This is a genomic window from Pseudomonas sp. FH1, from assembly GCF_000510895.2.
GTDB lineage: Bacteria > Pseudomonadota > Gammaproteobacteria > Pseudomonadales > Pseudomonadaceae > Aquipseudomonas > Aquipseudomonas azotoformans_A.
The window spans coordinates 99282-112736 of record NZ_AOHM01000006.1 but is presented as its reverse complement, the minus strand read 5'-3'; the positions used below and the strand labels follow the sequence as shown (position 1 = coordinate 112736).

Here is a 13455-nt window from a genome sequence, read left to right as displayed (position 1 = left end):
TCGATGATGGAATGGATGGCCTGGACCACCCCCACCGCGCTGTTCTTTGGTGCCATAGCCCTGATCCTGGCGGGCATGACCACCTGGGAATTGCGTTCGCCGAGCATCCCTCGGCGTGGTTTGTTACCGATCAGTACCACCCGTGGTGATCGTTTGTTTATCGGTCTTCTCGGCAGCGCCTACCTGCATTTGCTGGTGATCGGCGCTACCGACTGGAGCATCTGGGTGGCGTCCGCGCTCTCCCTGGTATGGCTGTTGAGTGTGATGCGTTGGGGCTGATGCCCTTGTGAATAAACAACCTGGAGGTCTCTATGTTGAATAAGAACAATAAGCTGCGACATAGCATTTCATTGGCCGCCGTACTGGCCCTCAGTGGTTTGAGCGCTTCGGCCTGGGCCGATGCGTACGAAGATGCCGCGAAAAAATGGATCGGCAGCGAATTCAAACCGTCCACCCTCACGGCTGAACAGCAGCTTGAGGAACTCAAGTGGTTTATCAAAGCGTCGGAACCGTTCCGTGGGATGAAGATCAACGTGGTGTCGGAAACCCTCACCACCCACGAGTACGAGTCCAAGGTACTGGCCAAGGCCTTCAGCGAAATCACCGGGATCAAGCTGACCCACGACCTGCTGCAGGAAGGCGACGTGGTGGAGAAGCTGCAAACCCAGATGCAGTCCGACAAGAACATCTATGACGGCTGGGTCAATGACTCGGACCTGATCGGTACGCACTTTCGCTACGGCAAGACCGAATCCATCACCGACCTGATGGCCAACGAAGGCAAGGACTTCACCTCGCCGACCCTGGATCTGAAGGACTTCATTGGCCTCTCATTCACCACTGCGCCGGACGGCAAGATCTACCAACTGCCCGACCAGCAGTTCGCCAACCTGTACTGGTTCCGCGCCGACTGGTTCGAACGCGCGGACCTGAAAGCCAAGTTCAAGGAAAAGTACGGCTATGACCTCGGTGTGCCGGTGAACTGGTCGGCCTATGAAGACATCGCCAAGTTCTTCAGCGAAGACGTCAAGGAAATCGACGGCAAACGCGTGTATGGGCACATGGACTACGGCAAGAAAGACCCGTCCCTGGGCTGGCGCTTCACCGATGCCTGGTTCTCCATGGCCGGTGGCGGCGACAAGGGCTTGCCCAACGGCTTGCCGGTGGACGAGTGGGGCATTCGCGTGGAGGACTGCCACCCGGTCGGCTCCAGCGTCACCCGTGGCGGCGACACCAACGGCCCGGCCGCCGTGTATGCCACCCAGAAATACGTGGACTGGATGAAAGCCTACGCGCCACCGGAAGCGGCGGGCATGACCTTCTCCGAATCCGGCCCGGTGCCTTCGCAAGGCAACATCGCCCAGCAGATCTTCTGGTACACCGCGTTTACCGCCGACATGGTCAAACCGGGCTTGCCGGTGGTGAATGCCGACGGCACGCCAAAATGGCGCATGGCGCCGTCGCCCGTCGGACCTTACTGGGAAAAGGGCATGAAGAAGGGCTATCAGGATGTAGGATCCTGGACCTTACTCAAGTCGACGCCTGAGAAGCAGAAACTCGCGGCCTGGCTCTACGCGCAGTTCGTGACCTCGAAAACCGTCTCGCTGAAGAAAACCATTGTCGGCCTGACGCCGATTCGTGAGTCCGACATCAACTCCCAGGCCATGACCGACATGGCGCCGAAACTGGGCGGCCTGGTGGAGTTCTATCGCAGCCCGGCCCGTACCGAATGGTCGCCGACCGGCACCAACGTGCCGGACTACCCACGCCTGGCACAACTGTGGTGGAGCAACATCGCCGCCGCCGCCAGCGGCGAGAAAACCCCGCAGCAAGCACTGGACAACCTGGCCAAGGAACAGGACGCGATCATGACGCGCCTGGAGCGCTCCAAAGTGCAACCGGTGTGCGGCCCGAAAATGAACCCCGAGCGTGACGCGCAATACTGGTTCGACCAGCCGGGCGCGCCGAAACCGAAACTGGCCAACGAGAAGCCGAAGGGCGAGACCGTGGCTTACGGCGACTTGCTCAAACAGTGGGAGGCTGCGCGCAAATAACTCTACCAGGGTAAATTGTGGTGAGCGGGCAAGCCCGCTCACTACAATCCTCGGCTGTTGGCCAAGATTCGCGCCGTATCCCGTGCCGGCGGCAACCCGAACACCCGCGCATAGTCCCGGCTGAACTGGGTCGCGCTTTCATACCCCACCTCAAACGCCGCACTGGTCACGCTGCTGGCACTGGCCACCATCAACGTGCGCGCCTGCAACAGCCGCACGCGTTTCTGGTACTGCAACGGGCTCAGGTTGGTCACCGCCTTGAAGTGCCGGTGAAATGCCGAAACGCTCATTGCAGCCTTCTGCGCCAACGCCTCCACACGAATCGGCTCGGCATAGTCACGCCGGATCCACTGGATCGCCCGACTGACCCGCGCCATGGCCGTATCCGGCGCGGCAATCTCGCGCAACATCCAGCCGTGGGGGCCTTGCAGCACGTGGTAGAGGATTTCCCGTTCATACGCGGGCGCCAAGGCGGCAATCGCCACTGGGTCGCCCATCAGGCGCAGCATGCGCACCCAGGCATCCATCAAGGCGGGCGTGACGGCCGCCACGGAGAAACCGGCTTCCTGTTCGCAACGGCCGTTGGGGGCCGGCAGGTCATTGAGCAGGGTGGTCAGCACGGTCGGATCAAGCGTCAGGCTCACCGCCAGGTAGGGTTCGCCCGTGATCGCCGGGTTCACCACGCCGACTGCGGGCAACTCGATGGACATCACAAAATACGTCGCCGGGTCGTAATGCAGCGTGCGGTCGCCCACGGTCATGCACTTACTGCCCTGCAGGATCAGGTTGATCATCGGGTCATACACCGCCGCGAGCATATGCTCGGGAATCGCCCCCTGGACCATCGCCACGCGGGGGATACCGGTCTCGGTGCGGCGGTTTTCGGCCTTGGCAGTCAAGGCGCGCAGTTCAATCAATTGAGTATTCATGGCGACCATGCTGTGCCTTCCGTTGAGCCCTGCGCAAGCAAAAAGCAGAAACAGGCAAGATTGGAGTAGGAACGGCTGCGTCTAAGAGTTGGGCGATGACTACTGTGGTCACTCAACTTTTCAGCAGTGGAGCAGGCCATGGGCGTTATCGTGATTACCGGAGGCAGCCGTGGGATCGGTGCCAGTACCGCCGAGCTGTGTGCACGTCAGGGACATGGCGTGATCCTGACGTACAACCGCAACCCGGATGCGGCACAGGCGGTGGTCCAGCGTATCGAGGCCAGCGGCGGGAAAGCCGTGGCGCTGGAATTGGATGTTGCGGCTGTCAGCACATTCCCTGTCTTCCGTGAGGCGGTGACGCACGCCCTGCAGGCCACCTGGGGCGCAAGCACCTTGAGTGGGCTGGTGAACAACGCCGGCTATGGTTTGTTCAACCCCCTTGAGTCGGTGACCGAAGCGCAGTTCGACGGCCTGTTCAACGTGCACCTCAAGGGGCCGTTTTTCCTGACCCAAACCCTGCTGCCGCTGCTGGAAGAACACGCCAGCATCGTCAACCTTACCAGCGCCACCACTCGTGTCGCGACGGCGGGCGTTGCGCCTTACGCCGCATTCAAGGGCGGCCTGGATGTGCTCACGCGCTACATGGCCAAGGAGTTCGGTGAGCGACGTATACGTGCCAACGCCGTGTCCCCCGGTGCCATACGCACCGAACTGGGCGGCGGCTTGAACGATGAATTCGAAGCCCTGCTGGCCGGGCAAACCGCCCTCGGCCGTGTAGGCGAACCGGAAGACGTGGCGCGGGTTATTGCCCTGTTGCTGTCGGAAGAAGGCCGCTGGATCAATGCCCAGACCGTCGAGGTCGCGGGCGGCTACATCATCTGAATCAGGAGGCTCCACCATGCTCGATCATCTGTTTATCTCGGTGAGCGATATCCAACGCTCGATCCGCTTCTACGAAGCCACCCTGACGCCGCTCGGCATCACCGCGCGGCATGACTACGACGGCAAGGACGGCCCGCCCGGCCATCCGGACCTGAAGGGCTTTGGCGCCCACGGCCGGATGTTCTTCTGGCTGCGCGAAGGCGTGGTGGAGGGGCGAGCGGTGCATGTGGGCTTCGTCGCCAATAACCGCGCCGAGGTGGAAAACGCCTACGCCGCCGCCCTGGCCAACGGCGCCACCGACAACGGCGCACCGGGCGCACGCCTGCACTACGACCCTAATTACTACGCGGCCAACGTGCTGGACCCGGACGGCTACAGCCTCGAATTCGTCTACAAGAACTGGCAGCACACCCCATGAAAACCCTGATGATCTACGGCGCCACCGGCTACACCGGACGCATGGCGGCGCAACACGCGAAAACACTCGGCCTCAATCTGGTGCTGGCCGGTCGCAACGCCGAGCGCCTGGCGTCCCTGGCCGCTGAGTTGGACGCGCCTTACCGCGTGTTCACGGCGGATGCCGCCCAGTTGGAAGGCATCGACGTGCTGCTCAATTTCGCCGGGCCGTTTGCCCTGACCGCCGCAGCGCTGATGCGCGCTTGTATCGCCAATGGCACTGACTACCTGGACATCACCGCCGAAATCAACGTGTACCGCCTTGCCGAACAACTCGGCGCCGAAGCGGATGTGATGTTGCTGCCCGGCGTGGGCTGGGACGTGGTGCCCACCGACTGCCTGGCCATGCACGTCGCCAGTCGTGTGCAGCAGCCGCAGTCGATAAAAATCGCCTTGCAGGTGCCCGGCGCGATGTCCCGTGGTTCGGCCATGAGTGTCAGCGAGATCCTCGGTGCCGGCGTGATGGCGCGCATCGAGGGTGAACTGGTCGCCACACCGGATGCCCAGCCTCAGCACCTGGACTTTGGCGACGGACCGGCACTGTGCGCGCCGTTGTCGTTTGGCGACCTGGTGACCGCCTGGCACTCCAGCGCCATCCCGACGATCGCCATGTACGTGCACATCACCGGCGAAGCCTTCCCTGAGGGCGACTTGTCGCTGCTGCCCGACGGCCCTACCCAAGCCCAGCGTGACGCCCACCGCGCGCGCGCCGTGGCCGAAGTCACCGGCCTCGACGGCTCGGTGGCGCGCTCGGTCATCGAGACTGTCAACGGCTACAGCTACACCCCACTGGCCGCCGTGGAAGCGGCACGCCGTGTACTCGGCGGCGAACGCCGGGCCGGTTTCGAAACCCCGGCCAAACTGTTCGGCGTGGGCTTTGCCCAGACGATTGCCGGCACCCGGATCATCGATTATTAATCGCCACAGGAATTGCCCCATGACGTCTACTGAGTTTCAAACCACCGTCGACACGTTCGCGGTGATCGACACCCTGCATCGCTTTGCGGCGGGCATCGACCAGACCGACCCGACCCTGCTGGCTTCGGCCTTCACTCAAAACGCCGTGTCGGACTTTCGTCCGGCTGCCGCCAAGGCCGGCTTTGAATACCCTGTGCTGGAAGGCCGCGACACCATCGTCGCGGCGCTGTCGGGCGCGCTCAGCCAGCTCGACACCACACACTCCGTGAGCAACGCGCGGGTGACGCTGGACGGCGACAGCGCCCGCCTGGACGCGCTGGTGGAGGCGCAACATGTGCCGCAAAGCGACCCGTCGCGGCACTACTTGATGAAGAACCGTTATGACGTTGAGTTGGTCAGGGAGGCCAGCGTCTGGCTGATCCAACGGGTGACGGTGGATAACGTCTGGCGTTCCGGTGATCCGGCGGTACTGGCGGGCGTGTAACGTTCCTGTGGTGAGCGGGGCAAGCCCGCTCACCACACAAGCTCACTCAGCACAAAAACAGCTCGCTCACCACAACAGCCTCAGGCCGGGCTTTTGAACCGGGCCGCGTCCTTCACCGGTGGCAAACCAAACAGTCGCGCATATTCGCGGCTGAACTGCGAGGCGCTTTCGTAACCCACGGTGAAGGCGATGGACGCGGCATCCAGGGTGTCGAACAGCACCAACCAACGCGCCCGCAGTAGACGCAAGCGTTTCTGGTATTGAATCGGCGTCATCGCGGTGATGGCTTTGAAATGCCGGTAGAACGCCGCCACGCTCATGTCGGTCATGGCCGCCAGCGGCTCTACGCGAAAAGGTTCGGTGTAGTGCTGGCGGATCCACTCGGTGGCGCGGCGGATCTGCGCCAGGCGACCATCGGGGCGTGCCATGTCCACCAGGGTTTCGCGCAGCGGACCCTGCAGGACCCGAAACAGGATTTCCCGCTCGATCAGGGGCGCCAGTACGGCCGCCTCGTTGGGTCGATCCATCAACCGCAGCATACGCAGCCATGCATCCAGCATTTCCTCCGACGCCTGCACCGCCGCGAACCGTTGGGTGCGCGGGCGTTCGGCGGGTTGACGCTCGTCTGCCAGCACGGCAGCAATCATCGAGGGTTCCAGGGTCAGGCTGAGCGCCAGGTAGGGCAGTGTGGGGGCCGAAGGATGGACCTGGCCGGTAGCCGGCACCTCCACCGGCACCACGAAGTAACTGGCCGGCCCGTAGGTCGCGACCTGATCGCCGATGGAGAGTGTCTTCGAACCTTGCAGCACCAGGTGCAGCATCGGCTGATACACCTGATCCGCGCACGCTTCGGCGCGCACCATCGCCACGCGAGGCAGGCCGGTGTCGGTCCATTTGTTGTCGGCGCGCATCACAAGGCGGCGCAGTTCATCCAGGTCGTCGTTCATGCAGCGACCTTGAGCCAGGTCGACGGGCAAAGCAAGCCGGCTGAGAAGAATAGGCAAGCATGGGAGAAAAACCGGCAACCGGCATTCCTATGGCGGGCCGAATACTGGTGGCAAGCGACATCACTCAACCTTGGGAAGACCAGAATCATGAAGCTCGACGGAAAAATTGCAGTGGTCACCGGTGCCTCGAAAGGCATCGGCGCAGGGATCGCAAAAGGCTTGGCGGCAGCCGGCGCGACCGTGGTAGTCAATTACGCCACCAGTCAAACCGACGCCGACGCAGTGGTTGCGCATATCCAGCAGCACGGCGGCAAAGCGATCAGTGTGCAGGCGGACATGAGTGTGGGCGCCGACGTTACGCGGCTGTTCGCAACGGTCGGTGAGCAATTCGGCAGGCTGGATATCCTGGTCAACAACGCAGGCGTCGCGGTGTTCCAGATGATTGAAGACCTGACCGAAGAGGCCTTTCACAAACAGTTCAACCTCAACGTGCTGGGCTATCTGCTGGCGGCGCGCGAAGCGGTGAAGTTGCTGGGGCAGGGCGGCAGCATCATCAACATCAGCTCGATCCTCAGCACCGACCCCTACCTGGCTTCCAGCGTGTACTCGGCCACCAAGGGCGCGGTGGACACGCTGACCTTCGCCCTGGCGCGGGAATTGGGGCCGAAGGGGATCCGGGTCAACTCGATCCTGCCGGGCCATACCAACACGCCGGCCACCGATGGCAATTTTGCCGGCGAATTTGGCCAGTCGCTGATCGCCGGTACGCCCCTTGGGCGCTTTGGTGAGCCGGAAGATATCGCGCCGCTGGCTGTGTTCCTCGCCTCCGATGAGGCTCATTGGGTGACCGGCGAATCGATCCGGGCTTCCGGTGGTGTGCGGGGTGTGGGTTACTGACGGTCTGATCCTTGCCGCACATGAGGGTGTGCGGCAAACAACTCTACCAGCCACTCCACAAACACCCGCACCCGTGCACTCAGATGCTGGTTGGGCATGTACACCACCGACAATGGATTGGGCGCCGCTGACCATTCGTGTAGCACCGGCACCAGTGCGCCCGAATCGATGTACGGTTGCACCATGAAGCGCAACGTGTGGAGTATTCCCAGTCCGGCCAGGCCTGCCGCCAGGTAGGCGTTGCTGTCGTTGACCGCCACGAAATGCCGACCCTCCACCGCAACTTTTTCCTCTCCGTGTGACAATTCCAGTCTGTTTTGCTTGCCGCTGCCGGGGAAAAAATAGCGCACCAGCGTGTGGCCCTCTTCCAGTTCTGCAGGGTGGCTGGGTATCCCGTGGGCTGCCAGGTAAGTCGGTGTGGCACAGGTGACAAAGTCCAGGCTGCCCAAACGTCGTGTGATCAATGCCGAATCTGCCAAGTGCCCACCCCGGATCACGCAGTCGATGCTTTCACTGGCCAGGTCGGCGGTACGGTCGCTGGCGCCGATATCGATCTGGATCTGCGGATAACGCGCATGAAAATCGCGCAGGGCCGGGATCACCAGCAACGTGGCGATGGAAGTGCCCATGTCGATTCGAAGCCTGCCACTGGGCTGGTTGCGGGATACGGCCATGTCTGACTCGGCTTCCAGCCAATGGTCCAGCACTCGGCTCATGCGGGCATGATAGGCGCTGCCTTCCGGGGTCAGCGTCACCGTGCGGGTGGTGCGGTTGAGCAACCTCACCTGCAAGTGAGACTCCAGCGCCTGCATCATCTTGGTCACGGCATTGGGGTGCACCTGCAACTGTGCGGCGGCTTTGACAAAACTGCCGGTCTCCACGATGCGTAGAAACGCCTGTACGGCCTGGAAGTAGTCCATGGAGTCTCGCAGATTGTCACTGGTTGAGTGATACGGAATACAGAAATGCAGCGTTTATCACTTAAGTTGAAGAGATTACCTTGATTTACGGTTCGCAACCCGTGAATCGACCGTTTTTCAAGGAATCACCATGACCCAGTCTCTCAAAGGTAAAGTCGCATTGGTCACCGGTGCGTCTCGCGGTATCGGCGCCGCCATCGCCCTGCGCCTGGCCGCTGAAGGTGCAGACGTTGCGTTCAGTTACTCCCGCTCCGCCGAGCGTGCGCAGGCCGTGTTGCGTGGGATCAAGGCCTATGGGGTGAAGGGGCTTGCCGTCGCGGCGGATCAAGCTGATGGTGGGGCGGTCGCCGCATTGGTCAGGACCGTGCATGAACACTTCGGGCGCCTGGATATCCTGGTCAACAGCGCCGGCGTCTTTAGCATGGGTGTGGTGGGCGATCCCACGGCCGATACAGTCGCTTTGGACCGCCAGCAAGCGATTAACCTGAATGGCGTGGTGGCCGCAGTACGCGCTGCCGTGCCGCTGATGGCCGATGGCCGATGGCGGTCGCATCGTATCGATCGGCACCATGTTTGCCAGTCGAGTACCTTTTGCCGGTGTCGGGGACTATGCCGCCAGCAAGGCAGCCGTGGCGGCGTACGGCCGCGCCTGGGCACGGGACCTGGGGCCGCGCGGGATCACGGTCAACACCGTGCAGCCGGGGCCCATCAATACCGAAATGAACCCCGAAACCAGCGACATGGCGCCGCTGGTCAAGCAGATGACCGCATTGGGTCGTTATGGCCAGCCGGAAGAAATCGCCGGTGTGGTGGCGTTTTTGTCCGGTGCGGACGCCGCCTATATCACCGGTGCCACGCTGAATGTCGACGGCGGGCAGAACAGCTGATCATGCCGCCTGCGGTTGAACCTGCAACACCCCCTCTACCTCCTTGACCAACCCACTGGCCAAAAACAGCGGTGCCAGGCGTTTGTGCAGTTGCGGTTCGACAAACTCCTTCACCGTGTCCAGTGCCAGCACACCGCTCAATGGCAGCTCGGCCTTGGTGTACGACAACCAGGCTTTCTTCAACGCTTGCAACACATCGCTGCCCGCCGTGGTGGCAAAACGGCGATGGGTGGATTTGCCGTCGAAGGTAAAGGTGTGCTGGAACTCATAGCCAGTTTCATTCCCTTGGCTGGCCGTGCAGCGGATGCAACTGCATGGGCCGTCGCCGAAGGCGCTGCGCAGGTAGGCGTTGAAGTCCACCACGGGTTTGAGTGACAGGCGCTTATCCACCTCGAACAGGTCCCCGGTCATTTTTTCGTCAGTGTTCAACGTCCATTTCCTCGCAGGTTCGGCAGTTTTTCAAAGCGCGGCACAATACCAGCCGCGCACGCCCCATGGGGATTTTTTGCGCGAACGGTGCTCGCCGGAGTGGGGACGTCCATTCGCCAATGGCCTTGTTAGAGTTTCCTCATCAACTTCTGGAGCGAACTTATATGAGCACGCAAACTTCCATCTATAAACACGGTGTTGCCTGGGAAGAGGACCATGGGGTCGCCCAAGGTTATAGCGTCAACGGCACGATCTTTATCTCCGGGCAGTTTTCCCACACGCTGGAAGGTGAATTCGTCGATGGTGATGCGGCCGCACAAACCCGCAAGACCCTGGAGAATCTCGACCATGTGTTGGCAGGTTTTGGCATCGGTCGGAACAACCTTGCCGCGGTGGATATTTTCCTGGTGCACGCCAAGCGGGATTTCGACGCGGTGGTCGCGGTCTGGAAAGACTACATCGGCACGCACCGCCCGGCAGCGACATTGGTGGGCGTGAATTACCTGGCCTCGGATGCGCAGATCGTCGAAATCAAGGCCGTGGCTCACGCAGATTGATCAGCCGGGCAGATGTTCGGCCAGCAGGTCGATAAAGCGGCGTACACGGGGTTCCAGGTAGCGCTTGCTCGGGTACATCGCCATGATCTCCACGTCGCCGGCGTCCAACTCGGGCAGTATCGCTACCAGGCGCCCGCTGGCCAGGTCGTCGGCGATCACGAAGTCTGGCAACTGGGCAATGCCCATGCCCGCTACGGCGGCGTCGCGCAGGGCTTCGCCGCTGTCCAGGCGTACCCGGCTGCGTCCCGGCGCCTTGAACCACTCACCTTGCTTGTCGCGAAAACGCCAGCTCAGCTTGCGCGTGCGGCTGCTGAAATACAGGCAGTCGTGCTGTACGAGGGCATCGGTGTCACGGGGCAATCCGCGTTCGGCGACGTAGGCAGGGGATGCGCACAGTACCGCCTGATAGCGCGCGATCACACGCGAAACCAGCTGTCGGTCGGCGTGTTCGCCGCCGATGCGGATGGCCAGGTCGAAGCCGTCCTCGATGATGTCGGCCATGCGGTCGCTGAAACTCACTTCTACCTGCACGTCAGGCCAGGTTTTCAAGTACGTGTCCAGCAGCGGCAGCACGACACGGCGCCCGAAGGCATCGGGTAGGGTCAGGCGCAGCAAGCCGCGGGGCGTCCCGCTAGGCTGGCCGATGCTGTTTTGCGCTGTGTCGACGGCAGCCAGTATCTGCAAGCCCTGGTCGTACAGCGCACGACCTTCATCGGTCAGGCTCAGGGTGCGCGTGGTGCGGTTGAGTAAGCGTACGCCCAGGTTGTCCTCTAGGCGTGTGACGGCTTTGCCGGCCGCCGAGCGGGTCAGCCCCATGGTCTGGCCGCCCGCGACAAAACTGGCAGCGTCGACTACGGCCATGAAAATCAGCATTTCATTGAGGTTGGTACGCAGCATCGGGTCACTCGTGGCGGCGGGGCAGATGCGCAATATAGCAGCTCGGTTATGTAGAAAAACGGCATAAGAATAGATTTATATATTCTTTTCCTGTCTTAAAAATCGTGACTACCCTCGCTCACCTTCTCAACAGTGCGGCAGACTTTCCATGACCCTCAAGCGCTCCTCCCTGACTCTCCTGGCGGCCTCGCTGGCTGCCGCAAGCGCTTTGCTCACCTCCGGTGCCCAGGCTGAAGGCAAGATCAGCATCGCCCAGCAATTCGGGATCGGCTACCTGATCCTCGACGTGGTGCGCGACCAGCACCTGATCGAAAAGCACGGCAAGGAACAGGGCCTGGACATCCAGGTGGAGTGGAACAGCATTTCCGGCGCCACGGCGATGAATGAGTCGCTGCTGGCGGGTGCGTTGGACGTGGTCTCGGCCGGGGTGCCGCCGATGCTCACCCTGTGGGACCGCACCCAGGGCAAGCAGAACGTCAAGGCCATCGCTTCCCTTGGCTCGATGCCCAACTACCTGCTGACTAACAACCCCAACGTGAAGACTCTCAAGGACTTCACCGAAAAAGACCGCATCGCCGTGCCCGCCGCCGGCGTGGGTTTCCAGTCGCGCACCTTGCAGATCGAGACCGCCAAGCAGTTCGGCGACGCCAACTACAAGAAGTTTGACGACATCTCCATCAGCCTGGCTCACCCCGACGCGACCGCCGCGCTGATTGCCGGCGGCTCGGAGATCAATTCGCACTTCTCCAGCCCGCCGTTCCAGTACCAGGAACTGTTGAATCCCAACGTGCACAAGGTGCTCAGTTCCTACGACATCCTGGGCGGGCAGGCGACGTTCAACGTGCTCTACACCACGCAGAAATTCCACGACGAAAACCCCAAGACCTACAAAGCGTTCTATGACGCGCTGGCCGAGGCCGAGACCATTATCAAGGCCGACAAACCGGCTGCGGCCAAGGCCTATATTCGCGTAGAACAGTCGAAGTTGCCGTTGGACCTGGTTGAAAAAATCGTTCAGGACCCGGAAATCGACTTCACCATCGTGCCGCAGCGCACTTACATCTACGCCGAAAAATTGCAGGAGCTCGGTGTGCTGAAAAACAAGGCCGCCAGTTGGAAGGACTACTTCTTCGAAGAAGCCCATGGCGGCAATGGCAGCTAATCGGCAATCAAGCTGCGCTTGATCCAGTCATACAAGTCATTTCCCTCGCTCGACAATTCACTGTTGGCCCGCCGGCACAGGTAGTACTGGCGGCCATCATTGACCTCCCGTTCAAACAACTTTACCAATTCGCCACTGGCTACCAGGGGTGCCACCAACGGCTCGCGCAGCAAGGCGCAGCCGAGGCCGGTGAGCGTGGCGGTGAGCGCCAGTTGGCCGTCTTCCAACAACAGCCCATTCAGCGCCGTGGTGTCCACGTCGGCCGCTTCGAACCACTGGCCCCAGGTGCCGCGTTCTTCGTCGTGCAGCAGTGGCAGTTGGCTCAACGCCTCGGGCGAGTCGATGGGGCCATGTTGCGCCAGGAAATCGCGGCTGCAATAGGGCGTCACCGCGCCGGAGATCAGCGGCTCACTGTGATAACCCGGCCAATGCCCGGTGCCGAAGCGGATCGACAGGTCGGCCGCATCGCTGGGGTAACTGCGGTGGTTGGCGTAGGTCACGTTGATGTCCAGCGCCAGGTGGTCCTTCAGAAAGTCCGCCAGGCGCGGGATGAACAGGTTGATGCCAAACAGCGGGATCAGGCTGATGGTCACCTGGCGCGTGGCGCTTTTTTCGCGCACGTGCTCGGTGGCGCTGCGCAGTACGGCGAAGGCCGAACGAATCGCGCGGTAGTACTCGCGGCCTTCATCGGTGAGTACCAGGTTGCGGCCCTGACGCAAGGTCAGTGGCTGTTGCAGGAAATCTTCCAGCAAGTGCAATTGATGGCTGATGGCCGAGGCGGACACGTCCAGCTCGCGCGCGGCGGCATTCACGCCGCCATGGCGCGCGAACGCTTCGAAGGTGCGCACGGCACGCAGGGGAGGGTCGTTGGCTAATTGTTCTGATTTATTCATGTGTTGAATTAAATACTAACTTTTAATCTGAATAAAGAGCCATAAGTGCCGTGTTTTTGGCATAAAAGGCCTGTTATTCGTTTGATATATGCATATGACTTTCTGATATTTGATAAAAACAGAATAGATGCTTAGTGTGCCGC

15 protein-coding genes and 1 pseudogene are annotated in these 13455 nt (G+C 61.5%); 10 read left to right on the top strand and 6 right to left on the bottom strand.

Translation table 11 applies throughout. The annotated features are described in order from the left end of the window. Positions 1 to 6: 6 nt before the first annotated feature. Both H096_RS03245 and H096_RS03240 read left to right on the top strand, forming a co-directional pair. Complete coding sequence (locus H096_RS03245) at positions 7 to 279, top strand: DUF2160 domain-containing protein (protein WP_016977309.1); 273 nt, start codon at positions 7 to 9, stop codon at positions 277 to 279. A 32-nt stretch (positions 280 to 311) separates the two neighbouring features. Further along, positions 312 to 2054: an ABC transporter substrate-binding protein gene (locus H096_RS03240; protein WP_033896777.1), complete on the top strand. Its 1743-nt coding sequence runs from the start codon at positions 312 to 314 to the stop codon at positions 2052 to 2054. Positions 2055 to 2095: 41 nt separating this feature from the next. Here the strand turns inward: H096_RS03240 and H096_RS03235 are convergent, their stop codons facing one another. Next, entirely contained in the window at positions 2096 to 2983 is an 888-nt protein-coding gene (locus tag H096_RS03235; protein ID WP_191982990.1) for an AraC family transcriptional regulator, read from the bottom strand. A 138-nt stretch (positions 2984 to 3121) separates the two neighbouring features. Here H096_RS03235 and H096_RS03230 point away from each other — a divergent pair, with 138 nt between their 5' ends. The 4 genes from H096_RS03230 to H096_RS03215 are packed head-to-tail and all read left to right on the top strand — an operon-like array spanning position 3122 to position 5723. Next, a complete protein-coding gene (locus H096_RS03230; protein ID WP_033896776.1) occupies positions 3122 to 3865 on the top strand; it encodes an SDR family oxidoreductase in 744 nt (247 codons plus the stop codon). Positions 3866 to 3881: 16 nt separating this feature from the next. Next, entirely contained in the window at positions 3882 to 4283 is a 402-nt protein-coding gene (locus H096_RS03225; protein ID WP_033896774.1) for a VOC family protein, read from the top strand. Beyond that, positions 4280 to 5239 carry a saccharopine dehydrogenase NADP-binding domain-containing protein gene (locus H096_RS03220; RefSeq protein WP_033896773.1) on the top strand — a complete coding sequence of 320 codons (960 nt, stop codon included), beginning with the start codon at positions 4280 to 4282 and terminating at the stop codon, positions 5237 to 5239. Before H096_RS03225 ends, H096_RS03220 begins: the two co-directional genes overlap by 4 nt. A gap of 19 nt (positions 5240 to 5258) precedes the next feature. Next, entirely contained in the window at positions 5259 to 5723 is a 465-nt protein-coding gene (locus tag H096_RS03215; RefSeq protein WP_033896772.1) for a nuclear transport factor 2 family protein, read from the top strand. 80 nt (positions 5724 to 5803) lie between these two features. Here the strand turns inward: H096_RS03215 and H096_RS03210 are convergent, their stop codons facing one another. Continuing rightward, positions 5804 to 6670 carry an AraC family transcriptional regulator gene (locus H096_RS03210; RefSeq protein WP_033896771.1) on the bottom strand — a complete coding sequence of 289 codons (867 nt, stop codon included), beginning with the start codon at positions 6668 to 6670 and terminating at the stop codon, positions 5804 to 5806. A 147-nt stretch (positions 6671 to 6817) separates the two neighbouring features. Between H096_RS03210 and H096_RS03205 the strand changes: the two genes are divergently transcribed. Then, the gene (locus tag H096_RS03205) at positions 6818 to 7567 is read left to right on the top strand and encodes a glucose 1-dehydrogenase (protein WP_033896770.1); all 750 of its coding nucleotides are present in this window, start codon (positions 6818 to 6820) and stop codon (positions 7565 to 7567) included. Here H096_RS03205 and H096_RS03200 read toward each other — a convergent pair. Further along, complete coding sequence (locus H096_RS03200; protein ID WP_033896768.1) at positions 7561 to 8487, bottom strand: LysR family transcriptional regulator; 927 nt, start codon at positions 8485 to 8487, stop codon at positions 7561 to 7563. The genes H096_RS03205 and H096_RS03200 overlap by 7 nt on opposite strands. A gap of 130 nt (positions 8488 to 8617) precedes the next feature. On the opposite strand from H096_RS03200, the pseudogene H096_RS03195 reads away from it, so the two are divergent. Further along, positions 8618 to 9374, top strand: a pseudogene (locus tag H096_RS03195) (SDR family oxidoreductase). Here H096_RS03195 and H096_RS03190 read toward each other — a convergent pair. Next, the gene (locus tag H096_RS03190; RefSeq protein WP_033896767.1) at positions 9375 to 9803 is read right to left on the bottom strand and encodes a hypothetical protein; all 429 of its coding nucleotides are present in this window, start codon (positions 9801 to 9803) and stop codon (positions 9375 to 9377) included. Between the two features lie 164 nt (positions 9804 to 9967). Here H096_RS03190 and H096_RS03185 point away from each other — a divergent pair, with 164 nt between their 5' ends. Further along, on the top strand, positions 9968 to 10360 hold the full coding sequence (locus H096_RS03185; protein ID WP_033896765.1) for a RidA family protein: 393 nt from the start codon (positions 9968 to 9970) through the stop codon (positions 10358 to 10360). Here the strand turns inward: H096_RS03185 and H096_RS03180 are convergent, their stop codons facing one another. Next, positions 10361 to 11257 (bottom strand): LysR family transcriptional regulator, encoded by an 897-nt coding sequence (locus H096_RS03180; RefSeq protein ID WP_033896763.1) that lies wholly within the window; start codon positions 11255 to 11257, stop codon positions 10361 to 10363. A gap of 148 nt (positions 11258 to 11405) precedes the next feature. On the opposite strand from H096_RS03180, the gene H096_RS03175 reads away from it, so the two are divergent. Next, positions 11406 to 12419 (top strand): ABC transporter substrate-binding protein, encoded by a 1014-nt coding sequence (locus H096_RS03175; protein ID WP_033896762.1) that lies wholly within the window; start codon positions 11406 to 11408, stop codon positions 12417 to 12419. Here H096_RS03175 and H096_RS03170 read toward each other — a convergent pair. Then, a complete protein-coding gene (locus H096_RS03170) occupies positions 12416 to 13312 on the bottom strand; it encodes a LysR substrate-binding domain-containing protein (protein WP_033896760.1) in 897 nt (298 codons plus the stop codon). The two genes, H096_RS03175 and H096_RS03170, sit on opposite strands and share 4 nt — an antisense overlap. Positions 13313 to 13455: the final 143 nt, after the last annotated feature.